This window comes from Streptomyces sp. NPDC101165, assembly GCF_044768135.1.
Lineage (GTDB): Bacteria > Actinomycetota > Actinomycetes > Streptomycetales > Streptomycetaceae > Streptomyces.
This window is the reverse complement of sequence record NZ_JBIWPG010000027.1, coordinates 28,658-54,875: the sequence shown is the minus strand read 5'-3', so window position 1 is coordinate 54,875 and position 26,218 is coordinate 28,658. Positions and strand designations below refer to the sequence as shown.

At 74.4% G+C, this 26,218-nt stretch carries 26 protein-coding genes; 12 read left to right on the top strand and 14 right to left on the bottom strand.

Annotated features, from left to right (window positions below; all coding sequences use genetic code 11):
* Positions 1–61: 61 nt before the first annotated feature.
* Both ACIRVH_RS40395 and ACIRVH_RS40390 read right to left on the bottom strand, forming a co-directional pair.
* The gene (locus tag ACIRVH_RS40395; protein ID WP_403964565.1) at positions 62–652 is read right to left on the bottom strand and encodes a hydrogenase maturation protease; all 591 of its coding nucleotides are present in this window, start codon (positions 650–652) and stop codon (positions 62–64) included.
* A complete protein-coding gene (locus ACIRVH_RS40390; protein WP_403964563.1) occupies positions 649–2,376 on the bottom strand; it encodes an enoyl-CoA hydratase-related protein in 1,728 nt (575 codons plus the stop codon). The genes ACIRVH_RS40395 and ACIRVH_RS40390 overlap by 4 nt, the downstream gene beginning before the upstream one ends.
* Before the next feature lie 209 nt (positions 2,377–2,585).
* Here ACIRVH_RS40390 and ACIRVH_RS40385 point away from each other — a divergent pair, with 209 nt between their 5' ends.
* The 3 genes from ACIRVH_RS40385 (at position 2,586) to ACIRVH_RS40375 (ending at position 4,486) form a co-directional block, all read left to right on the top strand.
* Positions 2,586–2,777, top strand: coding sequence for a hypothetical protein (locus ACIRVH_RS40385; RefSeq protein ID WP_403964561.1), 192 nt, complete (start codon positions 2,586–2,588; stop codon positions 2,775–2,777).
* Between the two features lie 16 nt (positions 2,778–2,793).
* Positions 2,794–3,213, top strand: coding sequence for a DUF2267 domain-containing protein (locus ACIRVH_RS40380; protein ID WP_403964558.1), 420 nt, complete (start codon positions 2,794–2,796; stop codon positions 3,211–3,213).
* Positions 3,214–3,343: 130 nt separating this feature from the next.
* Positions 3,344–4,486, top strand: coding sequence for an AI-2E family transporter (locus tag ACIRVH_RS40375; protein ID WP_403964555.1), 1,143 nt, complete (start codon positions 3,344–3,346; stop codon positions 4,484–4,486).
* A 99-nt stretch (positions 4,487–4,585) separates the two neighbouring features.
* On the opposite strand, the gene ACIRVH_RS40370 is transcribed toward ACIRVH_RS40375, so the two are convergent.
* Positions 4,586–5,143 (bottom strand): TetR/AcrR family transcriptional regulator, encoded by a 558-nt coding sequence (locus ACIRVH_RS40370; RefSeq protein WP_403964553.1) that lies wholly within the window; start codon positions 5,141–5,143, stop codon positions 4,586–4,588.
* A 94-nt stretch (positions 5,144–5,237) separates the two neighbouring features.
* On the opposite strand from ACIRVH_RS40370, the gene ACIRVH_RS40365 reads away from it, so the two are divergent.
* Positions 5,238–6,395 carry an FAD-dependent monooxygenase gene (locus tag ACIRVH_RS40365; protein WP_403964551.1) on the top strand — a complete coding sequence of 386 codons (1,158 nt, stop codon included), beginning with the start codon at positions 5,238–5,240 and terminating at the stop codon, positions 6,393–6,395.
* A 92-nt stretch (positions 6,396–6,487) separates the two neighbouring features.
* Positions 6,488–6,661, top strand: a complete 174-nt coding sequence (locus ACIRVH_RS40360) for a hypothetical protein (protein ID WP_403964548.1) — start codon at positions 6,488–6,490, stop codon at positions 6,659–6,661.
* Positions 6,662–6,679: 18 nt separating this feature from the next.
* On the opposite strand, the gene ACIRVH_RS40355 is transcribed toward ACIRVH_RS40360, so the two are convergent.
* The 3 genes from ACIRVH_RS40355 to ACIRVH_RS40345 all read right to left on the bottom strand — a co-directional run bounded on the left by ACIRVH_RS40355 (position 6,680) and on the right by ACIRVH_RS40345 (position 8,879).
* Positions 6,680–7,348: a hypothetical protein gene (locus ACIRVH_RS40355; protein WP_403964546.1), complete on the bottom strand. Its 669-nt coding sequence runs from the start codon at positions 7,346–7,348 to the stop codon at positions 6,680–6,682.
* Between the two features lie 70 nt (positions 7,349–7,418).
* A complete protein-coding gene (locus ACIRVH_RS40350; RefSeq protein ID WP_403964544.1) occupies positions 7,419–7,922 on the bottom strand; it encodes a molybdenum cofactor biosysynthesis protein in 504 nt (167 codons plus the stop codon).
* Positions 7,923–7,931: 9 nt separating this feature from the next.
* Positions 7,932–8,879 carry a hypothetical protein gene (locus ACIRVH_RS40345; RefSeq protein ID WP_403964542.1) on the bottom strand — a complete coding sequence of 316 codons (948 nt, stop codon included), beginning with the start codon at positions 8,877–8,879 and terminating at the stop codon, positions 7,932–7,934.
* A gap of 14 nt (positions 8,880–8,893) precedes the next feature.
* Here ACIRVH_RS40345 and ACIRVH_RS40340 point away from each other — a divergent pair, with 14 nt between their 5' ends.
* A complete protein-coding gene (locus tag ACIRVH_RS40340; protein WP_403964540.1) occupies positions 8,894–10,093 on the top strand; it encodes an SMI1/KNR4 family protein in 1,200 nt (399 codons plus the stop codon).
* Between the two features lie 45 nt (positions 10,094–10,138).
* Complete coding sequence (locus ACIRVH_RS40335; protein ID WP_403964538.1) at positions 10,139–10,759, top strand: hypothetical protein; 621 nt, start codon at positions 10,139–10,141, stop codon at positions 10,757–10,759.
* 11 nt (positions 10,760–10,770) lie between these two features.
* On the opposite strand, the gene ACIRVH_RS40330 is transcribed toward ACIRVH_RS40335, so the two are convergent.
* From ACIRVH_RS40330 to ACIRVH_RS40305, 6 genes are all read right to left on the bottom strand, one after another.
* The gene (locus ACIRVH_RS40330; RefSeq protein ID WP_403964536.1) at positions 10,771–11,226 is read right to left on the bottom strand and encodes a DUF5959 family protein; all 456 of its coding nucleotides are present in this window, start codon (positions 11,224–11,226) and stop codon (positions 10,771–10,773) included.
* An 11-nt stretch (positions 11,227–11,237) separates the two neighbouring features.
* Positions 11,238–13,526 (bottom strand): lantibiotic dehydratase, encoded by a 2,289-nt coding sequence (locus tag ACIRVH_RS40325; RefSeq protein ID WP_403964534.1) that lies wholly within the window; start codon positions 13,524–13,526, stop codon positions 11,238–11,240.
* 88 nt (positions 13,527–13,614) lie between these two features.
* On the bottom strand, positions 13,615–13,869 hold the full coding sequence (locus ACIRVH_RS40320) for an acyl carrier protein (RefSeq protein WP_403964532.1): 255 nt from the start codon (positions 13,867–13,869) through the stop codon (positions 13,615–13,617).
* Positions 13,866–14,912, bottom strand: coding sequence for a threonine/serine dehydratase (locus ACIRVH_RS40315; RefSeq protein ID WP_403964530.1), 1,047 nt, complete (start codon positions 14,910–14,912; stop codon positions 13,866–13,868). The genes ACIRVH_RS40320 and ACIRVH_RS40315 overlap by 4 nt, the downstream gene beginning before the upstream one ends.
* Positions 14,909–16,468 carry an amino acid adenylation domain-containing protein gene (locus ACIRVH_RS40310; protein WP_403964528.1) on the bottom strand — a complete coding sequence of 520 codons (1,560 nt, stop codon included), beginning with the start codon at positions 16,466–16,468 and terminating at the stop codon, positions 14,909–14,911. The genes ACIRVH_RS40315 and ACIRVH_RS40310 overlap by 4 nt, the downstream gene beginning before the upstream one ends.
* Positions 16,468–18,792: a lantibiotic dehydratase gene (locus ACIRVH_RS40305; RefSeq protein WP_403964526.1), complete on the bottom strand. Its 2,325-nt coding sequence runs from the start codon at positions 18,790–18,792 to the stop codon at positions 16,468–16,470. The genes ACIRVH_RS40310 and ACIRVH_RS40305 overlap by 1 nt, the downstream gene beginning before the upstream one ends.
* Positions 18,793–19,074: 282 nt before the next feature.
* On the opposite strand from ACIRVH_RS40305, the gene ACIRVH_RS40300 reads away from it, so the two are divergent.
* The 3 genes from ACIRVH_RS40300 (at position 19,075) to ACIRVH_RS40290 (ending at position 20,961) form a co-directional block, all read left to right on the top strand.
* A complete protein-coding gene (locus tag ACIRVH_RS40300) occupies positions 19,075–19,311 on the top strand; it encodes an MbtH family protein (RefSeq protein ID WP_403964721.1) in 237 nt (78 codons plus the stop codon).
* Entirely contained in the window at positions 19,304–20,074 is a 771-nt protein-coding gene (locus ACIRVH_RS40295) for a 4'-phosphopantetheinyl transferase family protein (RefSeq protein WP_403964523.1), read from the top strand. Before ACIRVH_RS40300 ends, ACIRVH_RS40295 begins: the two co-directional genes overlap by 8 nt.
* A 146-nt stretch (positions 20,075–20,220) precedes the next feature.
* Complete coding sequence (locus ACIRVH_RS40290) at positions 20,221–20,961, top strand: Type 1 glutamine amidotransferase-like domain-containing protein (protein WP_403964520.1); 741 nt, start codon at positions 20,221–20,223, stop codon at positions 20,959–20,961.
* Positions 20,962–20,998: 37 nt separating this feature from the next.
* On the opposite strand, the gene ACIRVH_RS40285 is transcribed toward ACIRVH_RS40290, so the two are convergent.
* Together ACIRVH_RS40285 and ACIRVH_RS40280 are read right to left on the bottom strand one after the other, a co-directional pair.
* Positions 20,999–21,607 carry a response regulator transcription factor gene (locus ACIRVH_RS40285; protein ID WP_403964518.1) on the bottom strand — a complete coding sequence of 203 codons (609 nt, stop codon included), beginning with the start codon at positions 21,605–21,607 and terminating at the stop codon, positions 20,999–21,001.
* Positions 21,604–22,215, bottom strand: a complete 612-nt coding sequence (locus tag ACIRVH_RS40280) for a LuxR C-terminal-related transcriptional regulator (RefSeq protein ID WP_403964516.1) — start codon at positions 22,213–22,215, stop codon at positions 21,604–21,606. The genes ACIRVH_RS40285 and ACIRVH_RS40280 overlap by 4 nt, the downstream gene beginning before the upstream one ends.
* Before the next feature lie 469 nt (positions 22,216–22,684).
* On the opposite strand from ACIRVH_RS40280, the gene ACIRVH_RS40275 reads away from it, so the two are divergent.
* The gene (locus tag ACIRVH_RS40275; protein ID WP_403964514.1) at positions 22,685–25,777 is read left to right on the top strand and encodes a type 2 lanthipeptide synthetase LanM family protein; all 3,093 of its coding nucleotides are present in this window, start codon (positions 22,685–22,687) and stop codon (positions 25,775–25,777) included.
* Positions 25,778–25,879: 102 nt separating this feature from the next.
* Positions 25,880–26,092, top strand: coding sequence for a hypothetical protein (locus ACIRVH_RS40270; RefSeq protein WP_403964513.1), 213 nt, complete (start codon positions 25,880–25,882; stop codon positions 26,090–26,092).
* The last annotated feature ends 126 nt before the right edge of the window (positions 26,093–26,218 follow it).

The following is a 26,218-nucleotide window of genomic DNA, read 5'->3' as shown; positions in this document are numbered from 1 at the left end:
GGGCGCAGCTCCTCGGAGTCGTGCGGCGGAGCCCCGGCCGTGTCACGTACGGCCCGGGGTCTCACCGATCTTCGGCTCCGTCGGCCGCGAGGCCGGGCAGCGCAGCCGCGTGCGGGGGCCCGGATTCCATCGGGCGGCCCAACGGCGGTGCGGGTGCGGCGGGGTCGGCCAGCAGTACGGGGACCAGGGTGTGCAGCGCGTCCACGGCCCGGTCGACCGCCTCCCGCACCGGTGGACTGATCCCCGGCATGATGTCCTCGTCGCCGCTCGGCAGGACGGCGGGCTCGCAGGCCAGGACGAGGACCCGGGGCAGCGGCTCGTCGCCCAGGTGTGCGGCCAGGGCCAGCACCTTCTGCGGATCCATGCCGTGCGCCTCGGGCACGGCGGTGCCGTCGGGCGGTGCCGCCTCGATCAGGGTGAGTGTGCCGGGGCGGTGTCCGCGCGGGGCCGCGTCGACCAGGACCGCGGTGGCGCAACCGTCCAGCAGCGCATAGGCGAGGTCCAGGCCGCGGATGCCGAAGTCCCGCACCCCCACCTCGGGCGGCAGCGGGCGCCGGTCGAGGGCACGGATCACCTCGGGGCCGAACGCGTCGTCGCCGAGGAAGATGTTGCCGACGCCCGCCACGAGCAGCGGGGAGTGTGCGGGGTTCACCGGAGGGCTCCGACGGCCGGTGCCAGGGGGCGGGCGTCGCCGGTGGGCATCTTCCGGACGAAGGCCGACCGCAGGGCGTGGTACGGGGCCGTGGGGTCGAAGAAGAGGGCGTACATGCGGGCGAGTTCGTCCCGCCGGTAGTCCGCGAGCGGCCGTGCCTGCTCGTCCATGTGGCGTGCCGCGGCCTTGGCTGCGATGCGTCGCCCGAGGTCCGGGGCGGCGGCGAGGCCGGCGGCCAGTCGCTCGACCTCGGCGGCGAAGTCCCCCGGTCCGGTGGGCACGAGCCGGTCCACCAGCCCGAGCCCCTCGGCCGATGCGGCGCTCAGCGGCAGCGCCTCCTCCGTCAGCCGGTGGGCGGTGTCGGCCCCGACGCGGCGCGGCAGCGAGTACGTCCAGAACTCGGATCCGTACAGGCCCATCCGCCGGTAGTGCGGGTTGAGGACGGCTCCGGTACGGCACCAGACGTGGTCGGCGGCGAGGGCGAGCATGGCGCCGCCCGCGGCCGCGTTGCCGGCGAGCGCGGTCACCACCAGCCGGTCGGTGGTGCGCAGCACGGCCTCGACGAGGTCGTCCATGGCGGTGAGGTTGGTCCAGGACTCCTCGGCCGGGTCGGCGGCGGCCTCGATGACGTTCAGGTGGATGCCGTTGGAGAAGAAGTCGCGGGCGCCGCCGAGCACCAGGACGGAGGTGGGGCGGGCGAGCGCGTACCGGTAGGCGGCGAGCAGCCTGCGGCACTGGTCGGTGCTCATCGCTCCGCCCGGGAAGGAGAAGCCGAGGAAGCCGACGTCGCCGCGCCGCCGGTAGCGGATGTCGGTCCAGGTGCGGCGGCGCGGGGATAGTTCGAGCGGGACGGCGGCTTCCGGGAGTTCGAGCGTGCCGGCGAGCGAGGCGAGCACGGAGGCTGCGGGGCGGCGGAAGGGCGCCGGGTCCCCGGAGTTCTTGCGCGGGCGCAGTTCCGGGATCCACACGGCGCCGTCCCGGGTGGCCCGGCAGACCGCGCCCGCCCTGGTCGCGAGGAGTTCGCCGGGGCGGCCGCGCAGCCGGTCCTCGGGGTGCCCGCCGTGCAGGAACACCTCGTGGCCGAGGAGTTCGTCCAGGACACCGGGCTGCGAGTCGGCGCCGCGGAGCTTGCGCAGCACGGTCTCGGTGGTGTCGTGCGCCCAGTCGATGCGCCGTCGCTCCTGCCGGAAGAAGTCGCGCCACACGACGGGGACGGGGGCCTGGGACGCGTCGGGGTCACCGGTCTGCGGGCGCGGTTTGAACGAGGCGTCGGCGAACCGGCGTACGGCGAGCAGGACGGCGGCCACGGCGGCGTCGGAGGCCTCGTTGCGGTACAGGTCGCTCTTGCCGACGGGCGGCACGGGGAACGACTCCGCGGCCCAGATGTCCCCGGCGTCCATGGCCGCCTCGGCCTGGAGCACCGTCACGCCCCAGCGCGGCGCCTGGTCGGCGATGGCCCAGTCCAGCGCGGACGGGCCCCGGTCGCCGGGCGGCCCCGGATGCACGATGAGGCAGGTCTGCTCCCGCCAGACGTCCTCCGGCAGGGCCGTCTTCAGCATCGGCGCGACGATCAGGTCCGGGCGCAGGTCGTGTACGGCGGCACGGACCGGGTCCGCGCCGTGCGTGGCGAGTACGACCTCCACGCGGTGTCCCAGGTCGGAGAGTTCGGCGTACAGCCGCTGGGAGAGGCTGTTGAACGCGCTGGCCACGAGCAAAATGTCCATGACATGGCATGTTCGTCCCTCTCGGGGGAGCCGTGAAGAACCCCTGCGGCGTTTCGTTGGTGTCGGCGGGGTCTCTTCCTCCATCCGGATCGCGTTCCGGGCGGCCCCTCGGGGCTCGCGGGCGCGGATGCGCGGGCCGTGTCCCGGCGGCACGATGGAAGGACGGGCCGGGCCCCCGACGGGCCCGCCCCCGCGCTGGAAGTGATCCCATGGCTCAGCAATCGGCGACCAGGGACCGGACGGCCGCACCGGTCGGGTACGGCAGCGTCTTCCTCTCCTTCGCGCCATGGATCGTCTTCACGGCCCTCGTCTTCTTCGCCGTGATCTGCGCGCCGGTGCGGGCCGTCACCTTCACCCGCCGCTCCCCGGAGTCCCAGCGCGGCCCCGCCCTGGCATCGTGAGGAAGGAGCCGGCCTCATGCATCACGACGAGATCATCGGAAAGGTGCAGGCACTCGCCCGGCTGCCCGACCGGGGAACGGCCGAGCGGGCGACGCACGCCGTGGTGAGCACGCTCTCGGAACGGCTGCCGTCCGGGCTCGCCCGCCATGTGGCCGCTCAGTTGCCGCCGGACCTGGCGGCCGACATGCGGCTGGCGGCGGACACGTCGGGCGGCGCCGACTCGGGCACCGCGGGCGAGCGGTTCGGGCTGACCGTCTTCGCCGGACGGATCGCCGACCGGGCCGGCACCGACGAGGACACGGCCCTGCGCGACGCCGCGGCGGTACTGGAGGTGCTGGACGCCGCTCTGGCTCCGGAGCTGACCGAGCGGATCGCCGGGGCGCTGCCGTCGGACATCCGGGAGCTGCTGCCCGTGGAGCGCACCCACGGGTTGTGAAGTTCTTGTTACCGCGCGTTGCGCCACCTCCTCCTTCAGCTTGCCTTTACCGTTCTCAGGATGTGACGGACGGTCAGGGTGCGGGCACAGCGAGGAGGCGGAAGACCTGGTGGGTGGTGCGGGTCGACGGATGAGCGGAGGGCGCCGGGCGGGCCGGGCGGTGCTGGGGAGTCGGCCGGCGTACTCGGTACGGCTCTCGGCGGTCACCCGCGCGGAGCCCGACGCCCCGGTGGCCGGGCGCCCGGTGCCGTGGCTGCGGGTCGCCGCGGCCTATTCCTGGCGCCTCATCCTCGTCGGCATCGTCGTCTACGGCGTCTTCAGCATCCTCGGCCGCTTCCAGCTCATCGCCGTCGCGCTGTTCCTCGCCCTCGTCGTCACCTCGGTCCTGCGCCCCCTCGTCGATTTCCTCAACCGCGTCTTTTCGAGGCCGCTGAGCGTCGCCCTCGCACTCGTCGGCAGCCTGCTGATCCTGCTCGGCCTGCTGGCGCTCGTGGGCAACGCGGTGGCGGGCGAGTCGGCGAGGCTGGCCGGCGAGTTCCGGGGCGGCATCCACCGCATCGAGCTGTGGCTGCAGCGTCCGCCGTTCCGGCTCAGCCCCGGCGGGCTCTCCGGTCTGCAGCGCCAGGTGACCGACTACATCTCCGCGCACCGGGCCAGCCTGCTCAGCAGCGCCCTGTCGGGACTGGGCAGAGTCGTCGAGGTGATCACGGGCGGCGCGCTCGCACTGTTCGCCTCCGCCTTCTTCATGCACTCCGGCGAGCGCATGTGGCGCTGGGCGCGCGACCAGCTGCTGCCGGGCCCGGCCCGGCCGGCCTGGGACCGGGCCGGGAGCGCCGCCTGGCGGACGTTCGCCGGGTACACGCGCGGCATCATCATCGTGGCGGCCACCAACGCCGTGCTCGTCGGCATCGCGCTGCTCGTGCTGCGGGTGCCGCTCGCGCTGCCCTTGACGCTGCTGGAGTTCTTCGCCACGTTCGTGCCCCTGGTGGGCTCACCGGTCGCGCTCGGTGTGGCCACGATCGTCGCCCTGGCCGGGCGCGGGCCGCTGACGGCCGCGGCGGTGCTGGTGCTCATCGTCGTCATCGGCCAGCTCGAAGGACATGTGCTGCACCCGCTGGTGATGAGCTGGGCGGTCCGGCTGCACCCGCTCGTCGTCGCCGTGTCCGTCATCGCGGGCAGCATCGTCGCGGGCGTGATCGGCGCGGTGGTCGCGGTCCCGCTCATCTCGGTCGTCTGGGCGGTGACGCGCGCGGTGCGGGCGGTGCCGCCGTGACCGCGGTCGCGACAACTTGCCTTTGTTCCCGAGGGAGACCGCTACTCCTGAGGGAGACGGCTGCTTCTGAGGGAGACCGTGCCGTTGTCGTCGTACGGCTCAGCGCAGCGCCGCCGCCACGAGGCCGCGGATCTCCGGTCCGGTCACGCTCCCGCCGTTCACCAGCCGGTCGAAGACCAGCCCGTCCACGCAGGTCAGCAGGGTGACCGTACGTTCTTCGGCATCCTCCACGCCCTGCGCGGCCAGGAAGTCCTGCAGGGCCTGGCGCGCCAGGTTCTCGCGGGGCACGAGGATCTCGCGCAGCTCGGGCTGGTGCACGCTCTCGATGGCGCACGCGTACCGCGCGAGGGACCGCCGCCGCCCCTCCCCGGCGAGTCGGAGCGCGGTGAAGGCCATGAGGCCCGCCGTCACTTCGTCGGCGTGCCGGATCGCCGGTGTCCTGCTCCCGATCTCCTGCAGCTCCGCCTGGTCGAGTGCCACCAGGCGGCGCACCAGTGCGGTGAGCAGCGCCTGGCGGGTGCGGTAGTAGGCGGAGGTGGTGCCGGGCGGCAGGTTCGCCGCGCGGTCCACGGCGCGGTGCGTCAGTCCGCGCATGCCGGCGTCGGCGAGCACGCCGATGGCCGCGTCGGCGAGGAGGGTACGTCGATCGGTGGACACCCCCTCTTTCTACACCCCCGCTTCTACAGCCGTAGAGGGCCCGAGTACGCTCCTTCTACATCTGTAGAAGATCTGCGCACGGGAGGGGACCGACATGGGCGGTACCGCGGTGGTGGTCGGTGGCGGGATCGGGGGACTGTCCGCGGCGATCGGTCTGCAGCGGATCGGCTGGGAGGTGACGGTCCTCGAACGAGCCGCCGCCCTGGCCGACGCGGGTGCGGGCATCTCCCTGCACGCCAACGGGCTGCGCGCACTGGACGTCCTCGGCGTCGGCGCGGCGGTGCGCGCGGCGGGCCGGCCGCAGTACAGCGGGGGCACCCGCACTCCCTCGGGCGGCCTGCTGGCACGCATGGACGGAGCCGCGCTCGCGCGTGAGCTGGGCACGCCGATCGTCGGCATCCCGCGCGCCACGCTGCACGGCCTGCTGCGCGCGGCGCTGCCCCCGGAGTGCCTGCGCACGGGCGTCACCGTGCCGTCGGTCGACCGCCCGGCGCCCGACCGGATCGAGGTGCCGACCGGAGCGGGTGTCCTGGAAGCGGACCTGGTCGTCGCGGCGGACGGCGTGGGCAGCCGGCTGCGCGGCCAGGTGTTCCCGGACCATCCCGGCCCCGTGCACAGCGGGTCGACGGTCCTCCGTGCCATCACCGCGCGCCCGGTGGAGTTGGGCAGCGACTTCGAGCTGACCTGGGGACAGGGAGCGGAGTTCGGCCACATCGCCTTCGCCGACGGGCGCGCCGAGTGGCACGCGGTGCTCAACTCCCCGCCCGGAGTGCGTCATACGGACCCCCTCGGCATGCTGCGCGACCGCTTCCGCAGCTGGCACGAACCGATCCCGGCGCTCCTGGAGGCGACCCGGCCCGAGGCCGTACTGCACCACGACATCCACGAGTTGGTGACACCGCTGCCGACCTTCGTCGCGGACCGGATCGCGTTCCTCGGCGACGCGGCCCACGCCATGACCCCGCATCTCGGCCAGGGTGCCTGCCAGGCCCTGGAGGACGCCGCCACGCTGGCCGCGGCGCTGGCGAACGCGCCCACGGTCGCAGCGGCGCTGGCCCGGTACGACGCCGAGCGCCGGCCCCGCACGCAGTCGGTCGCCCGCGCGGCCCGGCAGGCGGGCCGGATGGGCCAGCAGCTGTCCCATCCCGCGGCCGTCGCCCTGCGCAACACGGCCCTGCGACTCGCCCCGTCCCGGGCGACGGTCCGAGGCATCCTGCGCCACGCCGACTGGGCGCCGCCGAGCCTGGGGTGAGGCCTCCGCGCCGCAGGACACCAGGTCACACCGGGCCGGCGTCCGGCGCACACCCGCAGTGCGATCAACCCGCCGGGCGGTCCGTGTCCGGGGTGTCGGGCAGGCCGAGCTGGGACCTCGCGGCCACCCTGCCGCTGCCGCTCGGTGTCCTCGGCCACGAGGGCTCGACGGTCGTCGTCGGGCGCAACGGCCTGCGGCTGCTTCGTGAGGCGGCGCGGGTGAAGGCCGGTGCCGGCTCGGGGCAGTCGGTCGCCCATGGTTCCTGATCCTGGTGACCGGTGCAGTCAGGAGACAGTGGCGTCGGTGACGACCGCGTGGATGTCCGCCGTGGTCTGTGTGTCGGCCTCGTCCGTGGTGACTCCGAGGAGGAAGGCGGTGCGTGCGCCGTCGACGGTCACCAGGGTCATCTCCAGGCGGGCCGTGCCGTCGTCGCCGTTCCGGATCCGCAGGACGGCCGTGTGGGCGGGCCGGCCGTCCACCTCGGTGGCGTGCGACTCCTCCAGGGTGGCCGGCCGGTCGGGGTAGAAGAACTCGGCGTTGGAGCGGGCGGCGTTCTCGGTCGCCCGGCGCAGCTCCGCGCGCGGCACGGCCCGCGCGGCACGGCCGGCCAGTACGGTGCCGCCGCCCGAGGAGGCCGCGCCGGAGGTCCTGCTCATCGTCGAGGAGAAGGCGTCGATCAGGTCCTTGTCCTTGGCCGCGTCGTGCTTCCAGCCTTCCGGCACGGCGTAGGAGAGTCCGGCGCGTGTGTCGGTGACCCGGGGACGTCCCGCCAGTGGGTCGTCCTCCCCGCCCTTGCTCCACCAGACGGCGGCCACCGCGCACGCGGCGACGAGGATCAGCGCCACCGCGCCCACGAGCAGCCGACGGCGCGGACGGGGCGGCACGGGCTGCGGCGCCTGGGCGGGGTACGGGAACGGGGCGATCGGCGAGGGGCTGGGCGAGGGGCTTGTCATGCCCTCAGGCTTCATGATCTCCGGAGCGCATCGCCTGAGTCGCCGTACTCATCTGCCGTGCCTGGTTCGCCTACGTCTCCTGTGCTTCCCGCACCCCGAACACGGCGGGTCCCACGGTCAGGATCCCGTCGGTCAGCGGCCGACAGCGCACTCCCCCGCCGCCGCGCAGCGCCCGCTGCGCTCCGGGTCCCAGCGTGGTGTCCATCCAGGCGCAGGGCCGGGCAGCGCTCCGTACCTCCAGGTCCACGGGCCCGGTGCCGCAGTCGAGGAAGACCGTCGAGCCGATGTACGCGTCGATGTCCACGCCGCGCAGCAGGACGTTACGACGTGTGCGCAGCAGGTCGGACTCGTCCGGGCCCTGCCCCGGCAGGCGTTCGACGGCCATGAGGGTGATCGACGCGTTGCGGTGGGCGGGGTGGTTGAAGTACCGGTCCCCGATGATGCCCAGTCCCGCGCGGATCTCGGCGGTCGTCACCAGGTCGTCGGGCGGCAGTTCGGGCAGTCCGTCTCCCGGACGGCCCTCGAACCGGTGCACGGGCGAGACCAGCAGCTGAAGGATTTCCACATGGGGCACGCACTGAGCCTAACCAGCGCTCCGCATCGCCCCGCCGTCGGCGGCACCGCCCTTCAGCAGGAGGCGGCCGCCGGCCCCGGCGGTCAGCAGTCCGGCCACCATGACGACCAGGCCCAGGGCGGGTCCGGAGGACCAGTCGACGTGCGGGGCGCGGGCCGCCAGGACGACCGTGATGGCGAGGGCCGTGTCGGGCAGGGACAGCAGGGCGGGGCGGGTGCGGTCGAAGTCGTCCTCGGCGAGAGCGCCCAGCACCCCCACGCCGAGCGCGAGGGCCCAGAGGCCGAGGGCCTGGGCGTCCGCCCGGTCGGTGTGCCAGGGGACGAAGTCCGCCCAGAAGCCGGGGCGGAGGAGCAGTCCGGTCCCGATGCCCAGCCAGGACGAGCCGAGCACGGCGAGGGGCGGCTTGGACCAGCCGGGCAGCGGGGCGGTGCGCGGGACCGGCGGCCCGGACCGGCGGAGGAGTTGCCCGGCGAGGCAGATCGCCGCGCCCACGCAGAGCAGCCCCAGCACGAACAGCCGGCCCAGGCTGAACAGCACGGAGACGATCGGGCCGCCACGGGCGAGGTACATCCGGCCGGCGTTGAGCAGGCTGACCGCGAACAGACCGGCCAGGACCACGGCGAGCGGCAGGACGAGGGTGCGGGCCTGCTCCCAGGCACGGGTGCGGGCGAGTCCGAACAAGGCCGGGGCGGTGCCCAGCATGCCCGCGCCGATCAGGCCGGGGCTCAGCGGGTCCGGTGAGGGCCAGGCGCCGAGGACGTGCCCGGTGAGGGCGACAGCGGTCAGGGCGCCGCCGACGAGCAGGTTGATGACCGCGACCGAGGTGGCGAGGATGGCGACCCCGGCGGACAGGCTCCGGGTGGAGTGCCCGAACACGTCGTCGTCGGCGATACGGCGGGGGCCGCTGACCGCAGGGGGTGACCACCGGTGGCAGAATCCCGCCCAGTCGATGATCACACCGGAGGACGCACGTGACCGTGGACCTGGCCGAGTTCGCCGAGCCGGACGCCGAACACCCGCCCGCACCCGTCCCCGTCGACTGGGCGGCCGTGGAGGAATGGCTGGGGACGCGGCTGCCCACCGACTACAAGCTGCTGGCCGACCGGTACGGGCCGGTGGACTTCGGGGAGTTCCTCTGGATCCATGTGCCGTGCGTGCAGCCGGGCAGGTTCGACTACGGCCAGTGGCTGCGGGCCACGCAGCGGGAGGCCCGGATCGAGGCGCGTGAACTCCCTGCGGGCGAGCGACCGTTGCTGCACCCTGAACCGGGCGGGCTGCTCGCCTGGGGCTGCAGCCGGGGCAGCGACACACTGTTCTGGGACACCTCGGTCTCCGACGATCCCGACGAGTGGACGGTGGTCGTCACCCACCAGGGGCCCGTGCCCGGCAGCGGTCTGCTCCCCTGGCACCGTTACGACCTCACGCTCACCGGATATCTCCGACGCACCGTCCGCGACACCTGGGAACTCCCCTCCCCGCCGGGCCCGTTGATGGGCCCCCTGCCCGGCGCCTTCGCGCGCACCGCCTTCCTCCACACCGCCGAGCCGTGGACCGCCCCAACCCCCGTCCCGCCCCGGCTGAGCGAGGCGGAGCGCCGGGTCGCCCTGGAGACCGGCACGGGGCTGGAGGCGCTGCGCCTGCTGACTCCGCCGCCGGCCGAGCCACGGCTCGGCGACGGCACCTGGGAGGGGCTGTTCGAGCAGTTGGGCACGCCGTTGCCCGGGGAGTACGTGCGGCTGATGGAGACGTACGGCAGCGGCTGCTGGAGCGGCTGGCTGCGGTTCCCGGAGCCGCTGCGCACCACGGCACCGCGCTTCACCGCCTTCGTGGACGAGACGCTGGAGGCCTACGAGTCGCTGAAGTCCGGCCACCCTCAGTGGTATCCCCTCGCCACCTTCCCGGCGCCCGGCGGTTTCCTGCCCTTCGCCGACTCCATCGACGGCGACTACCTGGGCTGGCTCACCGAGGGCGACCGGCCCGACGATTGGCCGCTCGTGTTCTGGCCCCGGCACGCGGACCAGGGGCCGCCGCTGGAGCAGGGTCTGATCGACACGCTGCTGGCCTGGCAGCGCGGGCGGCTCGGCACGGCCGGCCTGTGCGTCCTGGACGAGGACGACGACCCGGTCGAGTTCGCGGACTTCGAGGCCTTCGGCGAGGAGGAGGACGACTGAGCCCCGGCCGTCGGCGAAGTGTCCGCACCCGGCATGATGATCACCATGACTCCGATCACCGGCCTGGATCTGACCGGCTTCACCGAGCGTGAGCCCGGCGTGTGGACGGATGCGGCGGGACTCGTCCTGTCGGTCCACTTCTTTCCCCTCGTTCCCGATCTGCCCACCCCGCTGCACGAGTTGGAACACCTGCGGACCGGGCTCGCGGCGGGCGTGGCCCGGGCCGGCGGCGGGCTGATCGAGGCGGTCCCCGGCACCGTGCACGGCGTCCCGGCGGTCCGTCAACTGGTGAAGGTGCCCAGGCCCGGCGGACCGCACGGGCAGGTGTTCCTCGGCTCGTGGACCGTGCCGAAGGCCGGGTGCAGCACGGTCCTGAAGGTGCAGGCCGCGGAGGGCGGGATGACCGGGATGCGCGAGGCCACGGTGATGGCCCAGGTGGGACACGAGGCCTACTTCCGTCCCCACCCGTACGCCGTCGGAGGGCAGTTCGGCGGACTCCCGTGCCACGTGGCCGACGACGAGCAGTGGGACGCGCTCTTCCCCGACCATCCGCTCACCCTGGTCCGGGCAGCGCTGCATCGCATCACGCCGACGGTCACCCTGGACGAGCGTTTTCGGCACATGCCCCCGTTCACGGGCCCCGTACCGCCCTCGCAGCACGGGTAGCCGGCTCCGGCTCAGCCCTCGTTCGGACGCCAGGTCTTCCAGATCAGGTCGAGGCGGTCGTACGCCTCGTCGAACCAGGCGTCGGTCAACGGGACGGTCACGGTCACTGTCGTCAGGGACATCGAGTGGTCCCTGATCGTGACTCGGCACCGGTCGTCGTCCTCGACTCGCTCGATGAACAGCCATGGGGCGCGGGAGCCTTCACGCCATGCGATGTCCTGTCCCGCGTCGAGCATGTCCAGGGCCTGCTGCCACTGTCGCAGATCCTCCGGGAAGAGCCAGGTCTTGAGGCTGCCCCGCACGAAGCTTGTGTCGACCTGGAACTCCCCGGCCAGGACGTCCGTCTCGTCGGGACGCTTCCCCGCCTCCTTCCCGGTGATCCGGAGGGTGACGCTGTTGCCCCCGCCCTCCAGACGGATCAGGTCGATCGGCTCCTCGGCCATGAAGGCACCTCCCGGCTCGCGCATGTGGTCGAACACTACGGCCTGGGATCGGTGTCGAAGGCGACGAACCTCAGCTCCGAGGTGTAGCGCCGACCCTCGTCGTCGGTGAGCCAGGTCTGTTCCGGGGTGGGCAGCATCTCGGTGATCGTGACGGCGCCCTCCGGGTCCTTGCGGGCGAGGCGGCGCAGGGCCTTGGCGAGGATGGTGACGTAGACGGGGCTGTCGAAGTCGACGTAGAACGGCCGGGACTCGGTCGGGGAGACGACGAACACGAAGCGGGGCAGGCCGAGTTCGGTCCGCCAGTGGCGGGCGCGGACGAAGCGGCGGGCCTCGTCCTTGTCGTCGGCGAACTCCGCCCGGGCGGCGGCCACCCGCCAGGTCTCGCGGGCGATCACCAGGCGGTCCACGCTCACCCGGGGCGAGTGGTCCGTCTCCGGGAGGAGCCGGAACAGGTCCATCGCCAGGGTCGTCAGGACGTGGGAGAAGACGTCCGTCGCGGGGAACGCGGAGCCGTCCGGGAGCCGGACGAGCAGTCGGCCGTCACGCTCCTCGACTGTGGCGTCGGCGCTGCGGACGGTGCGGGGGCGGGCCGGGTCCGCCGTGAAGTCGGCCAGGGCCACCTGATGGTCCACGGGTCGTACGAGGGTGTGGCGGATCCTGGCCGAGAGACGGGCGCGGTGCTCCTTCGGAATCAGGGGCATGAGGCGCGGGCCGGGGTGGTCGCGATCGGTGAGGCGGAGCAGCTCGTCCGGGTCGGGATGCTGGTGGGTGAAGAGCGAGGCGCCCAACGTGTTGGCGGCGACGTGGAGTTCACCGAGGACGAGGGTGAAGTCGCCGCCCGCGACCGACTCCGCGCCGTCGGCGGCCAGCATCACGTCCGGGCTGAGATAGCGGGCGGCCGTCCAGCCGCCGCCGGTCGTCCCGAACTCCTCCCTGACCTGAGCCTCGATGTCGGCCAGTCGTACCTTCACGCGGCGGGCCCCGGCCGGCACGGCGAGGACGCGCTGCCAGCGCTCGGCGAACTCCCGTTGGAGTTCGGTGGCCGCGGTGCGCGCCGGGCCGTGCAGTACGGGCAGGCACGCGAACCAGAAGGACGCCAGGTCGACCGGGCCCTCGGCGGCCAGACGCGCGTACACCTGCTGTGCCTCGGCCGTCACCGTCTCGGCGAGGCGAGAGGTGAGCCAGCCTGCGCTGTCCATGAGGGGCCGCAGCGGGCGCAGGGCGTCGAGCACGGCCGGACCGACGCGGGCGGTGGCGGCCCGGCGTGTGTCGGAGTACACCAGCGCCCGGCACGGGGCGGTCGACGCGGACTTCTCGCGCACGGCGGGCATGTCGGTCAACTCCACGAACGTGCGCTCCAGGCCGGTCATCGCCTCGACCAGCTCGTCGACGTCACGGGCCGCCGCGACACGGGCGCGGCCCACCTCCAGCCGGTCCAGGGCCGCGAGGCCACGGCGGCGCGGCTCGGGCGCCCCGACGGACTCGAGCCAGGAGCGCAGGGCGCGGTCCGGGTGGGTGTCGGCGGGGACCTCCAGCCGCCACACCACCCAGCGGCGGGCGACCAGGTCGTCCAGGACGGCGGGCACGTCGGTGTCCGGCAGTTCGGCGGCGATCTGCCGGGCCGCGCGGATGCCGTCGCAGCGGGCGAGGACGGCCGCGGCCGCGGCCGGCAGCGTCACCGGGCGCCGCCCCGGTACCCGGACCCGGTCCCCGTCCAGGGCGACGAAGGGCACGCGCCGGGGTGCGATCCACTCGCGCAGGGCGGGGTCCGCGTCCAGGGTCTTCGCCAGCGCGTCGATGCCCCAACTGGCCCAGTAGACGGTCGAGTCGGCGATCAGACCGTGCCCGGTGTCGAGCGCGACGCCCGGCGCGGCCGGGTCCCAGTGGCCCCAGCCGACCGGGCCGAAGAAGCCGATGGTGTCGTTCTTCACGCAGAACCGCTGCCAGTAGTGGGCAACCAGCTCCTCGCGCTGCCGGGGCATGCTGCTACGGCTCTCCGCCGTGGGCGTCCAGCGCAGGAACGGGGCGATACCGGTACGCAGCACGGTCGGGTTCTGCCAGGCGACCGCCTCCCGGAAGGCGGGGATGCGGGCGATGTTCTGCAGGGTGTGGGCGGTCTCCACGGCGCCCTCGGCGAAGAGGTGGGCGAAGTCCGCCCAGTGGGCGCCGTCCAGGGCGTCACCTGCGGCGAACTTGTCGGCCGCCTGGGCCAGTCCCTCCGGTGCGAGGTGCAGCACGCCGTCGGCGGGGAAGCCCGGCCCGCGCAGGGCGAACTGCTCCCACAGCCGCCAGCGGCCGAGGGACGGCACGAGGTCTTCGGTCATGGCAGGGCTCTCCTTGGCGAACGCGGGTGGGCTGTCCTTGCCTTCCTTGCTTCGAGGGGTGCGACCTGGCGACCGCACCCCGGGGGCGTCAGGCGACGCCGTAGTCCGTGTCCACGACCTCGGCCAGGTCGCGGGGCGTGGGGTAGGCGAAGACCAGGGAGACCGGGAGGTCCACGCCCAGTGCCTCCTGGAGCCGGCCGGTGATCTGGAAGGCGGTGAGCGAGTCGCCGCCCGCCTCGTAGAAGTCGGTGTCGGCGGTGAGGTCGGCGAGGGCCAGGACGTCCTGGAAGATGCCGACGAGCAGGTCGAGGGTGCTGGCGGCGGTGGCGGTGTTCGTGGTCATGACGTGTGCTCCTTCGGGTGAGGGTGGGTGAGGTGGTGATCGTGCAGGCGGGTGGGCGTGTTGCCGCCGGAGACGACGGCCACGGCTCGTTCGCGGCGGCCGGCGCGCAGGGCACCGGCCAGGGCCACGGCCCCGCTGGGCTCGGCGTCGATGCCGTACCGGCGCAGCAGGGCCGCGGCGGCGAGGATCTCGGCGTCGCCGACGGCGATCAGGTCGTCGACGCGGTCGCGGATGATCGGGTAGGGAACGGATCCGGGGCGCTGGCCGCGCAGCCCGTCCGCCACGGTGGTGCTGGGCGGCAGCTGGACCGGACGGCCCGCGGCCAGGGACCGGGCGTAGCGTGGGGTGGCCGCGGGCTCGACGCCGACCACGCGCACCGGGTGGCCGTCGGCGGCGAGACATACGCCGGCGAGGAGTCCGCCGCCGCCTGTCGGGACGTAGACCGTCCGGGTGTCGGGGGCGTCGGCGAGCACTTCGGCGCCGACCGTGCCCTGTCCGGCGACGACCAGCGGGTGGTCGGAGGAGGGGATGAGGACGGCGTCTTGTTCGCTCGCCAGGGCGCGGGCGCGTTCCTCCCGCTCGGCCACTCCGCCGCCCACCCGCACGGTCCGGGCGCCGAGGGCCTGGATGGCGGCGGCCTTCGCGGGAGCCGCTCCCGCCGCCAGGACCACCGTCAGCCGGATGCCGAGCGTACGGGCGAGCCGGGCCAGCGCGATGCCGTGGTTGCCGGAGGATCCGGTGACGACCCGGTCGGCACCCAGCGTGAGGACGGCGTTGGCGGCACCGCGCACCTTGAACGAGCCGGCCGGCTGGAGGTGTTCGGCCTTCAGCAGCAGACGCGGACCGTCCACCGCCGTCGCCGGGCCGGACAGAAGCGGGGTGTGCAGAACGTACGGGGCGATGCGCTCGGCGGCGGCACACAGGTCGGCAGGGCCGGGGCGCGGGTCGGCGAGGTCGGGGCGCATCTGGACGGGGCCGGGGCCCGCCTCTGCGGCCCCCGGGCGGCAGACCGTCGCACCCGTGCGCACGTCGGTGGCGGTCATCCGGCGCTCCCGACTTCCCCGGCTCCCCCGACTCTCCCAACTCGCCCGGCGCCCCCTACTCTCCCGGCCCTCCCCGCATCGGCAAGGAGCCTGCGGTCCGCCTTGCCGCCTCGGGTGGTGGGGAGCGTGTCGAGTCGTTCGAAGCGGCGGGGCATCAGGTGAGGCGGCAGCAGGCGGGCGAGATGGGCGCGCAGCGCGGTGTCGGTGGTGCCGGCCGGCTCGCCCGTGACATGGGCGAGGAGATACCCGCGTCCCCGGTCGTCGGTGTGGGGCGTGACCACGGCTCCGGTGACCGTCGGGTGGGCGAGCAGCGCACCCTCGATCTCCGCCGGGTCGACGCGGTAGCCACGTATCTTCACCTGCCGGTCGGTGCGCCCGGCGTAGTGCAGGCCCTCGGGTCCCCACCGGCCGAGGTCGCCGGTGCGGTAGAGGCGGGCGCCGGGCGGACCGTAGGGGTCGGGTACGAAGCACGCTGCGGTTCGGGCCGGTCGCCCGCCGTAGCCGCGGGCCAGGCCGGCGCCACCGATGTACACCTCGCCCACGGTTCCGTCGGCCACGGGCGCCTGGTCGGCGTCGAGGATCCGGATCACGGCTCCGGCGCGGGGCGTGCCCACCGGGTCGGCCGCCGGGTCGGGGCGGGCGGGGACGGCGTACCGGGTGGTCGTCATCGTGCACTCGGTCGGGCCGTACTGGTTGACCAGCGTGCCGGGTACGAGGGAGCGGCCGCCCGCGGCGAGGAAGGGCCGCAGTGACTCCCCGCTGGACGCCACCAGGCCGACGCCCGCCAGCGGTTCGCCCGGCCCCTGCTGCCCGAGCAGGTGGGACAGGAAGGAGGGGGTGGCGCTCAGCACGGCGGTGATGTCGTGCTCGCGGACCGTGCGGACGAACTCCTCGGGGCGCAGCAGTCGGGCCCGGTCCACGATCACCAGGCGGGCGCCGGCGAGCAGCGGGACGAAGGTGTCCCGGATCGAGGCGTCGTACCCGAGGGGTGCCGTCTGCAGGGCCACGGTGGACGGGCCGAGGCCGAACGCGGCGGCCGTGTCGCGCACGTACGCGTCGAGGCTGCGGTGTTCGACCAGGACGGCACTCGGCTCCCCGGTGCTGCCGGAGGTGTGGCTGACGTAGGCGAGGGCACGGGGGTCGACCGGGCCGGGCGGTGCGTCGTCCGGGGTCACCGGGTGCGGCTGGTCGAGGAGGACGGACGGCATCCGCAGGCCCAGTGCGGGTGCCAGGTCGGAGGTGGTCAGCAGCAGGGTGGCGCCCGCGCTGCGGGTGAACGCGGCCAGCCGGTCACGCGGTTGCCCCACGTCGAGCGTCAGGAAGGCAGCTCCGCAGCGCAGGACCGCCGCCATGGCCGCCACCGCCCGGGTGCCGTGCTCGACGGCCACGGCGCACACCGTCTCCGGGCCGACGCCGTGGGCCCGCAGGATCCGGGCCGTCTCCTCGATGTGCTGGGCGAGTCGGGCGTAGGGCACGTCACCGGACGGCGTGGTGAGCGCGATCCGGCGCGGGTGACGCCGGGCATGGGCGTCGATGTCGTCGGCTACGGTCCGCATCACGCCTCCCCGGTGCCGACGACGGTCTGGTCGACGGCCACGAAACGGAGTTCGGAGGTGTAGCGGCGGCCCTCGTCGTCGGTGAGCCAGGCCTGTTCCGGGGTGGGCAGCATCTCGCTGACCTTCAGCCGGGCCTCGGGGTCCTTGCGGGCGAGCCTGCGGGCCGCCTTGGCGAGGATGGTGACGTACACGGGGCTGTCGAAGTCGACGTAGAACGGCCGGGGTTCGGTCGGGGAGACGACGAACACGAACCGGGGCAGCTCATGGCGGCGCTGCCAGTGCCGAGCGCGGACGAAGCGGGCGGCCTCCGCCTTCTCGTCGGCGAAGTCCACCTCGGCGACAGGGAGTTGCCAGGTCTCGCGGGCCACCGTCATGCGGTCGACGGTGATGCGCGGCGTGTGCTCGCCCTCCGGGCGCAGGGTGAAGCGGTCCATGACGCGCTGGGTGAGCGTGTTGGCGTACACGTCGAGGAGGTCGTACGCCGTGCCGTCCGGCAGGACGGCGGTGAGCCGGCCGGCGCGGTCCTCGACGGTGACGTCCGCGCCGAGCACGGTGCGGGGCCGGTGCGGGTCGCCGGTCTGGTCGACGAGGGCGACGTAGTGGTCCTCGGGCCGGTCCAGGGCGGGGCGGCTGCGCGAGGACCACTTCAGGGGCAGTTCCTTCGGCAGCATGGGCAGCAGGCGCGGGCCGGGGAAGTCGCGGGTGGTCTCGGCGAGGAGCACGTCCCGGTCGGGGTGCTGGTACACGAACAGGGAGGCGCCCATCGTGTTCAGCGCGCAGTGCATCTCCCCCAGGACCAGTTCGACGTCGCCGCGCGCGAGGGCCGCGTCGTCCTCGGCCGTCACCAGGACGTCGGGGCTGATGTACCGGGCCAGGGACCAGCCGTCGCCCGGTTCGTCGAACTCCCGCCGCACCCGCTCGGCCAGCTCCGCCGTGGACAGCCGGACCCGGCGCGCCCCCGGCGGCAGGTCGAGGATCCTCGACCACTTGGCGCGCAGTTCGGCCTGGGCGGTGTCGATGAGGTCGGCGGCGTCCGGGTGCGGGGACGGCAGGGTGTGCAGCCACAGGGTGGCGAGGTCCACGGGCGCGCCGTCGGCGTGCAGCCGGTCGTGGACGGCGCGCAGGCGGGTCCGGATGGCGTCGGCGAAGCGGTTGGTCATCCAGCGGGCGGCGGTCAGGCACAGCTGGAGCGGCTCCAGATGGGCGAGGAGTCCGGTGCCGGCGGTGGCGGTCGCCGCCCGGCGGGCGTCGGAGTACACCAACCCCCGGCAGGGCGCGGTGCGTTCGCCCTTGGCACGCTGGGCCTCACTGTCGGTGAGCACGGCGAAGTCGGCCTCCAGGGCGCCGATCGCGGCGGTCAGCGCGGTGGCGTCGGCACCGGCGTCCCGTACGGCGTCGCGGCCGCGTTCCAGCACGGCGAGCCTGGCGAGCGCCCGGTCGCGGGCCGCCTCGTCGGGTACGCGCTCCAGGATGCGGCGCAGGGCGCGGTCGGGACGGGTGGCGGCGGGGACCTCCAGTTTCCAGTGCACCCAGCGGCGGGAGACCAGTTCGCCCACGATCCGGGCCGCCTCGCCCGGTTCGATGCCCAGGGCGTCGGCGATCGCGTCCGGGTGGCGGGTGCCGTCGCACAGCTCCAGCACGGCCAGCTCGGTGGCGCCGATCTGCTGGGCCGGCCGCCCCGGTACCCGCACCGCGCCGTCCGCGCCGCGTACGAAGGACACCCGGCGGGGCGGTATCCAGCGCATCAGGTCCCGGTCCTCGGCCAGCACCTTTGCGAGGGCGTCGATCGCCCAGGCGGAGAAGTACACCTCCGACGCCGCGAGGAAGCCCTGCCCGGGGTCGACGGCGACGGCCTCCGGCGCAGCCGGGTCCCACTGGCCCCAGCCGACCGGGCCGAAGAAGCCGATGGTGTCGTTCTTCACGCAGAACCGCTGCCAGTAGTGGGCAACCAGCTCCTCGCGCTGCCGGGGCATGCTGCTACGGCTCTCCGCCGTGGGCGTCCAGCGCAGGAACGGGGCGATGCCGGTGCGCAGGACGGCCGGGTTCTGCCAGGCCAGGGCCGCCTGGAAGCGGGCCTGGGCGGCGATCTCCTGCAGGTGGTGGGCGGTGCGTACGGCGGCCTCGGAGACGTCCTCGGTGAAGGCCTGCCACTCGGTGCCGGACAGGTCGGTGTCCGGGCCGAACTTGTCGGCGGCCTCGGCCAGTCCGGGCGGGGCGAGGCGCAGGACGCCGTCGGCGGGGAAGCCGGGGCCGCGCAGCGCGAACTGTTCCCACAGCCGCCAGCCTCCGCCCGGCAGCAGGACAGGTGCGTGCTCGTCCGACATCGCGTGGCTCCTTCCGGAAAGGGGGTGCGCGGGAATCGCGTGGCTCGGCCGGGCGGCAGGCGCCGCCGGGGGTGTTCCGGGTGCCGGGCTCCCCGCGACCGGTCAGCACCGTCCCGCGGTACGGCCACCCGCCACCAGAGAAGATCCGGCAGCAACGCGCGCCACCGGATCGGCGCGTTCGTCCCTGCCCGGGGTGCGCGGCCGCGGGCACGCTGACCTCGTCGGCCCCTGACCTGCGGCCGGCCCATCATCTGCGGGAGGTTCACCGTGACGCACGACAACCTGGCGACCGGTACGGGCGGCGAGGAGGCCGGCCCGGACAGCGACGAGGTGTACCTCGTGGTGCGCAACGAGGAGGAGCAGTACTCGATCTGGCGCGCGGACCGCGAGCTGCCCGCGGGCTGGTACCCGGAGGGCCGGCGGGGCGGCCGGCAGGAGTGCCTGGACCACATCGACGTGATCTGGACGGACATGCGCCCGCTCAGCCTGCGCCGCCGGCTGGCCGGGGCTGATGTCTGAGCGCCACCCGGGCCGGCTCCTGACCCGCCCTGCCAACGCCCCGCCGCCGGGCCGGCTCTGCCCCGCCGTGCTGGACCTGTCGGGTCTGCGGCGCCAGGCGTACGTCCCTCGGCCCCGGACGCTGGACGGGCCGTTGGAGCTGTACCAGGCCCAGGTCGGCGCCCTGGACGAACACGCGCTGCGCTGTGCGCAGGAGCTGCTGGACGCGGAGGAGCGGGCGCGTGCCCGTGCGTTCCGGCACGCCCGGGACCGGGACGCCTATGTCGTGGCGCACGCGGCACTGCGCAACGTGCTGAGCGTGTTGCTGGGCATGCGGGCCGACGCGCTGCCGCTGGTGCGCGAACCGTGCGCGGGCTGCGGCGGACCGCACGGCCGGCCGGCGCTGACGACACCGGGGGTGCACTTCTCCCTGTCGCACAGCGGGGGCCTGGTGCTGGTGGCGCTCGCCGCCGCTCCGGTCGGCGTCGACGTGGAGGGGCTGGCCACGGCGCAGGCAGTGCTGAGCGCCCAGTCCGCGCTGCACGTGGCCGAGCGGGATCAGCTGGCCCTGCTGCCCGCGCACGAGCGTCCGGCGGCGTTCACCAGGGCCTGGGTCCGCAAGGAGGCCTACCTCAAGGGTCTGGGCACGGGACTGGTGCGCGATCCCGCGCTGGACTACGTCGGCACCGGACCGCTGCCGGTCGCACCGGCGGCGCACTGGACCCTGCGGGACGTCCTCGTGCCGGCCGGGTACGCGGCCGCCGTGGCGCTGCGCAGTCCATAGGGGGAGCTCACCGGAGGGGAGCAGTGGGGGCCGGTCCAACGTCCGGCCCCCACTGGGCTGTTCGGCTGCGCCACCCGAGGCTCGTGGTGTTCGCCTCCACGATTCCTCCCTGTCTCCCCCGGAGTCACCGCGATACGATCACGCGCGTGACGGCACCCGAACCGACCATCCTCGCCACCTCGGGAGGGCACCGCGTCGGCGGGCGCACCCGGGTGCTCTTCGATGCCCTGGTCCACCACGCGGTCGAACTCTCCGGCGTGCACGGCAGGCGCCCGCGGATCCTGTACGTCGGCACGGCCACGGGGGACGCGGAACACGTCACGGCGCGGGTGTCCGAGGCGGCCCGGGTGGCGGGCTTCGACCTCACCCCGCTGCAGCTGTTCCCCATGCCGAACGTCGACGACGTCGAGGGCACCGTCCTCGGCCATGACGTGGTCTGGGTGATGGGCGGCTCGGTGGCCAACCTGCTCGCCGTGTGGCGGGTGCACGGCCTGGACGCCGTGATGCGCCGCGCCTGGCAGGCGGGCGTGGTGCTCGCCGGGGTGAGCGCGGGCTCCATCTGCTGGTTCCGGGGCGGCGCGACGGACTCCTACGGGCCCGAGCTGCGCCCGGTCACCGACGCCCTCGGCCTGCTGCCGTACGGCAACGGTGTGCACTACGACTCCGACGAGGGCCGGCGCCCGCTGATCCACCGCCTCGTCGCGGACGGCACCCTGCCGAGCTCCCACTGCACCGACGACGGGGTGGGCCTGGTCTACCGGGGCACCGAGTTGGTCGAGGCCGTGACGGAACTGCCGGGCAAGGGCGCCTACCTGGTCTCCCGGCAGGGCGATCGGGCGGTCGAGGAGCGCATCGAGCCGCGGCTGCTGCCGACACCGTCGTTCTGAGGCGCCTTCAGGGCGTCGGCAGGCCTGCGGCACGGCGTCAGATGAGGCCGTGGCGTACCGCGTGGGCCACCGCGTGGGCGCGGTTGCGGGCCTGGAGGCGGGACATGACCTCGTAGATGACGTTCTTGACGGTGTGTTCGGAGCAGGACAGCAGCCGGGCGATGTCCGCGTTGGCGTTCCCTTCGGCCATCAGGCGCAGCACGGAGGTCTGGCGGGCCGTCAGGGCGGCGTGCACCCCGGTCGGCGCCGGTGCGCCGTGCTGCGAGCCGCTGGTGAGGACGTGGGACAGCACCGGGTAGGGGATGCTCCGGTACGGATGGCCGGTGTTGCGGAAGGCTGCCGTCAGGGTGTCCTCGGTGAGGTCCGCGGCCCTGAGGACGACCGCTCCGGCGCGGAGGGCCAGCATCAGGCCCCTGCGCGTGACGTTGTCGCACACGAGCAGCAGCGGGCCGGGGTCACGGACGCCCCGCAGCGCCTGCTCGGCATCGTCGGCGACGATCACCGTGGGGGTGGGGGAATCATGGCCGGGCGTCTGGTGCAGACCGGCGCGGCGAGCGAGGGTGCGGACACGATCCGCGTGCCGGGGCGACAGGACGCGCATCCGGAGCGCACCGCCGGTGGTGGGTGCGCTCAATGTGGTCGTCACAGCAGGCCCGCCCTCAATGCGTAGGCGACCGCGTGGGCGCGGTTGCGCAGCCGGAAACGCTGGGTGATGTCGTGGACGACCGTGGTCACCGTGCGCGGGGAGTAGGCGAGGCGCTGGGCGATCTCCGCCGTCTCGTGCCCGTCGGCGACCAGTTGCAGGACCGAACGCTCGCGCTCCGACAGGGCGCTGCCGGCCCAGCCGCCCGTCGTGTGCCGGGCCGAGCCCGGCCGGTCGAGGACCTGTTCGAGCAGATCGGGAGGCAGGGTGCAGTCGTCCCGTGCGGCGGCCAGCACCGCGTGGGCGAGGCGTGCGGAGTCGGCCTCCCGGCGCAGCAGCAGGCCGCGGGCGCCGGCGGCGAGGGCGTGCAGGGCGTCACCGGAGGCGAGGGCGCCGGCCACCAGAACAACGGCCGGGCGGTTCGGGTGGGCGCGGGTCGTGCGCACCATGTCGAGTTCGGCGGGGCCGAGCCGGTCCACGGTGAGGACCGCGACCCGTGCGTCGCCGGGCTCGCACACGGCCAGCCCCGGGCACGCGAGCAGGGTACTGCGGGTGCCGGCCTCCAGCACCGGGTCGAGGGCGACCACACCGACGGGTACGGGTGCTCCCATCTGCTCTCCTTGGAAGGTCGTCCGCCCGGTCGTCAGAGTGGCGGGCGGTCTGGGGTACTGCACAACACACTGCTGCGTCGTCAGGTGCGGAGCATCGGTAGTAGTCCCCCACCTTTCCCGCCCGGTGGGTGTCGGCCCCCGGCGATGGGCGGGAGGGAGCCGGTCATGGCGCCGTGGAGCGGGTCCGGGGAGGTTGTGTGAAGGCCGGGTGGGGGTGGGGAGTGCGGGGGCATGGGGGTCGCATGCCGTCCGGAGGGCGGGTGCGAGGGCCGTACCGGCGGGTGAGCCTGGTTGTCGCGAACCGGGAGCGAACTCGCCGCCCCTACCCGGGGGTTGCGGGAACACCCCAGCCGACCTGTGGTTTCTTCCGCCGTGGGTGAGGCCGGGCCCCAGTGGGGTGGGGGCCCCGGGAGAATATGGGGGTCACTTCCCCATGTGGGGGACGTACCGGTTCTGCGACCTTCGTCTCGTGACTGAGACCGCCAGCCTCCCGACTCCCCGGAGCGCCGGCCTGCCGCTCGACTGGTGGGCCCCGGCGCTGTCCCTCGCGGAACGGCTCGCCGCCCCGGACCTTCCCGCTGCGCCGACCGGCACCGCCGCCGTCCGCGCCCCCTGGGCCGCCGGGGACGCGGAGGGCTTCGCCGCGCGGCTGGCCCACCTCGGAGTGGACGCGGGTACGGTGGCGGCGCTCGCGCTGGAGCCCGCCGAGCGGCTGGCGGCCCGTGCGGACAGGCCCCGTTGGGCGTGGTACGTCGAACAGGCCCTGGACGCGGCCACCGAGGAAACGGTGGAGGGGAGCACCGGCGGCGGCGCGGGACCCGACGCGTTCGCTCCCGTCGTACGACCCCTCGTCGCCCCGGCCGCCGCGCGGCTGGACAGCCTGCTGGAGGGGCTGCCGGAGGCCGAACGGGCGGTCTGGCGAGGCGCGTTCGAGGAGCGGCTGACGCACCAGCTGGTCCGGCAGGCCGCACGCACCCTGGTCCACGAACTCACCTCGGCGCGACGGGCCGGCCGGCTGGCCGGAGCCGGACCGCGCGAGCGGTTCACCTCCTTCCTCTCCAAGACACGCACCCGGCAGGGTCTGGGCGGGCTGTTCGCCGCCTACCCGGTGCTCGCCCGCATGCTCGGGCAGACCGCGCTGGACGCCGCCGAGGCCGCCGCCGAACTCGTACGACGGTTCCAGGCCGACCGGGACGACCTGACCGCCGGTCTCCTCGACGGCCGGATCCCCGGCGCGCTCACCCGCGCCGACCTCGGCCTGGGTGACGCGCACCAGGGCAACCGGGCGGTCGCGATCCTGCACTTCTCGAGCGGCGACCGGATCGTGTACAAGCCCCGGCCGCTGGAGCAGCACGCTCTCCTGGACGACCTGGTGGGCTGGCTGAACGCCAAGGTGCCCGGGCTCGGGCTGCGCAGCCCGCGCGGTCTTCGCCGGGACGGATACGGCTGGCTGGAGTTCGTGGAACACCGCTGGTGCCGGTCGGTGACCGAGACCGACGCCTTCTACCGGCGGCAGGGCGCGCTGCTGGCCCTGCTGTACGCGGTGGACGGCGCGGACATGCACTACGAGAACGTCATCGCCTGCGGCGACCAGCCGGTCCTGGTGGACGCCGAGACGCTGCTGCACACCGGGCTCCCGCAGGCCATGACGGCCGGCGCCGACCCGGCCGCGGACGCCCTGCACGCTTCCGTGCACCGCACCTGCCTGCTGCCCCACCTGCTGATCGGCGAGCACGGGGCGCTCGACATCTCCGCGCTCGGCCGGTCCACCGACGGCACCTACCCGAGCGAGGGGCTGCGCTGGGAGGACAGCGGCACGGACACCATGCGGGCCGTGCGCGCCCCCGTGCTCAGCCCGGCCGCGCAGAACCACCCCCTGCCCGACGGCCGTCCGCTGGACGGCGCCGACCACCGGGCGGCCCTGCTGGAGGGCTTCCGCACCGCCTACGCGACCATCGCCGCACACGGCCGTGAACTGGACGGTGCCGACGGCCCGTTGGCCGCCCGGGGCGACAGTCCGGCGCGCCTCATCGTCCGCTCGACCCGGCTGTACGCGACGCTGCTGGAGGAGTCCACCCATCCGTCGCTGCTCGGTGACGCGCTGGCCCGGGAGGGTGTGTTCGCCGTCCTGTGGACCGAGTCCGAGCAGGACGAGACGCGCCGCCGGCTCGTCGAGCACGAGACGGCGGACCTGTGGCGCGGTGACGTACCCCTGTTCGCCCATCGGCCGTCCGGGACCGGGGTCCGGACGGCCGATGGGACCTGGCTGCCCGGTCTGCTCCCGGTGGCGAGTCTGACCGCGGTCCGGGAGAAGATCGCCCGGATGGACGAGGTCGACTGCCACGACCAGGAGTGGATCGTCGCCGCCACGCTAGCGGCCCGCGGCGCCCATGCTCCGCAGGACCGGCCCAGGTCCGAGCTGACCGTGGCACCGGTGCCCGCCGTCGTGCCGGAGCCGTCCCGGCTGCTCGCCGCGGCCTGCGGGATCGCCGACGAGATCGCCGCCCGCGCGGTGCGCTCGGAGGGCCGGACCAACTGGCTGGGTCTGGAACGGGTTTCGGGCCCGCACTGGGCGGTGCTGCCCATGGGCGCCGGACTCGCGCAGGGCTACTGCGGGGTCGCGCTGTTCCTGGCCCAGGCGGACGCGCTGGCCGGGGGCGACAGGTACGCGCCGCTGGCCCGGGAGGCCGTGACACCCCTGCCGGCCCTGCTGAAGGGGCTGGCCGCCGATCCCGAGTCGAGTGCGGCGGCCGGTCCCGGGGCGTACGACGGGCTCGGTGGCATCGTGTACGCCCTGGTGCGGCTGTCGGCCCTGCTGGACGAGAACCTGACGGACTGTCTGCCGGACGCGCTGACCGCGCTCGGCCACGCCGTGGCGGCCTGCCCGGATCCGGGGCTGGCCGGCGGTACGGCCGGAGCGCTGGCCGCCGCGGTCGCGGTGCACGAGGCGACCGGGGCGCCCGCCGCCCTGCGGCTCGCGGACGCGGTCGCGGACCGGCTGCTGGCCATGACGGCCGACGCCGACGGAGTCCCTGGATTCGCGGACGGCGGCGCGGGCGTCGGCTGGGCGCTGCTGCGGTACGCGGCCGGTCGGCCCGGACGCGCCGCCGCGCACGCGGCCACCGCCCACGCCATGCTCCGTGCCGCGCTCCAGGACGCCCCCGCCACGGCACAGGACCCGTCCTGGTGCTCCGGACTCGCCGGGGTGGCGGCCGCCGCCGTGGGACACGACGCGCCCTCGGTCCGGAACCGACTGACGGAGACCGAGGTGTACCCCGGCCTGAGCCTCGGGCACGGCACCCTCGGCACGCTGGAGGCCCTGGCCGTGCTCGCCGAACATGGTGACGCGACCGCGGCCGAGACCCTCACCCGGCGCACCGGGCAGGTGCTCGCCCTCGTCGAGGCTCAGGGCCACCGATGTGCCACTCCCGACCACGTGCCCTCCCCCGGGCTGCTGACCGGACTGTCCGGCATCGGCTACGGCCTGCTCCGCCTGGCCCGCCCCGAGACCGTCCCCTCCGCTCTGCTCCTGGGACATCCTGACCACCGACCGATCCACTGACCGACCCACGCACCTTCGCCCGACCGCTCGTCAGCACCACGGCCTTCCTCCGCCTCCCACCCCGTGCTCGCCCGCACGGGTCATCCGAAGGGGATCACCGTCATGGACCAGCAGTTCACCACCGCCACCTCCGCCGACGCCGACGCCGACGTCACCGAGGCCGCCACCGTCGAGCAGGACGCGGCGGGCGGGATCGCCCTCAAGGGCCGCAACCGCGCCTGCGCCCGCGCCCGTGTACTGGCCGGGATGGTGTTGACCAGCGGGATCGTCATCACGCTGAGCACGCTGGACACCTCGGTCTCCGCCCCGCGGTGACGCCTCGTCGGCAGTGACACCCAGCGGTGGGGGGGGGGGGGCCGGGGGGGGGGGCCCCCCCCCCGCGGCCCCCCCCCCCCCCCCCCCCGCCGGCGCCCCCCCCCCCCCCACCCCGAAAAACAAAAA

Bases quoted from the DNA above. Each gene is read 5' to 3' on its own strand.
- ACIRVH_RS40280 (WP_403964516.1), bottom strand. From the start codon at position 22,215: ATGGGAGCACCCGTACCCGTCGGTGTGGTCGCCCTCGACCCGGTGCTG.
- ACIRVH_RS40295 (WP_403964523.1), top strand. From the start codon at position 19,304: ATGTCTGAGCGCCACCCGGGCCGGCTCCTGACCCGCCCTGCCAACGCC.
- ACIRVH_RS40375 (WP_403964555.1), top strand. From the start codon at position 3,344: ATGAGCGGAGGGCGCCGGGCGGGCCGGGCGGTGCTGGGGAGTCGGCCG.
- ACIRVH_RS40380 (WP_403964558.1), top strand. From the start codon at position 2,794: ATGCATCACGACGAGATCATCGGAAAGGTGCAGGCACTCGCCCGGCTG.
- ACIRVH_RS40385 (WP_403964561.1), top strand. From the start codon at position 2,586: ATGGCTCAGCAATCGGCGACCAGGGACCGGACGGCCGCACCGGTCGGG.
- ACIRVH_RS40270 (WP_403964513.1), top strand. From the start codon at position 25,880: ATGGACCAGCAGTTCACCACCGCCACCTCCGCCGACGCCGACGCCGAC.
- ACIRVH_RS40305 (WP_403964526.1), bottom strand. From the start codon at position 18,792: ATGTCGGACGAGCACGCACCTGTCCTGCTGCCGGGCGGAGGCTGGCGG.
- ACIRVH_RS40355 (WP_403964546.1), bottom strand. From the start codon at position 7,348: ATGACAAGCCCCTCGCCCAGCCCCTCGCCGATCGCCCCGTTCCCGTAC.
- ACIRVH_RS40365 (WP_403964551.1), top strand. From the start codon at position 5,238: ATGGGCGGTACCGCGGTGGTGGTCGGTGGCGGGATCGGGGGACTGTCC.
- ACIRVH_RS40330 (WP_403964536.1), bottom strand. From the start codon at position 11,226: ATGCGCGAGCCGGGAGGTGCCTTCATGGCCGAGGAGCCGATCGACCTG.
- ACIRVH_RS40315 (WP_403964530.1), bottom strand. From the start codon at position 14,912: ATGACCGCCACCGACGTGCGCACGGGTGCGACGGTCTGCCGCCCGGGG.
- ACIRVH_RS40335 (WP_403964538.1), top strand. From the start codon at position 10,139: ATGACTCCGATCACCGGCCTGGATCTGACCGGCTTCACCGAGCGTGAG.
- ACIRVH_RS40320 (WP_403964532.1), bottom strand. From the start codon at position 13,869: ATGACCACGAACACCGCCACCGCCGCCAGCACCCTCGACCTGCTCGTC.
- ACIRVH_RS40310 (WP_403964528.1), bottom strand. From the start codon at position 16,468: ATGCGGACCGTAGCCGACGACATCGACGCCCATGCCCGGCGTCACCCG.
- ACIRVH_RS40390 (WP_403964563.1), bottom strand. From the start codon at position 2,376: ATGGACATTTTGCTCGTGGCCAGCGCGTTCAACAGCCTCTCCCAGCGG.
- ACIRVH_RS40325 (WP_403964534.1), bottom strand. From the start codon at position 13,526: ATGACCGAAGACCTCGTGCCGTCCCTCGGCCGCTGGCGGCTGTGGGAG.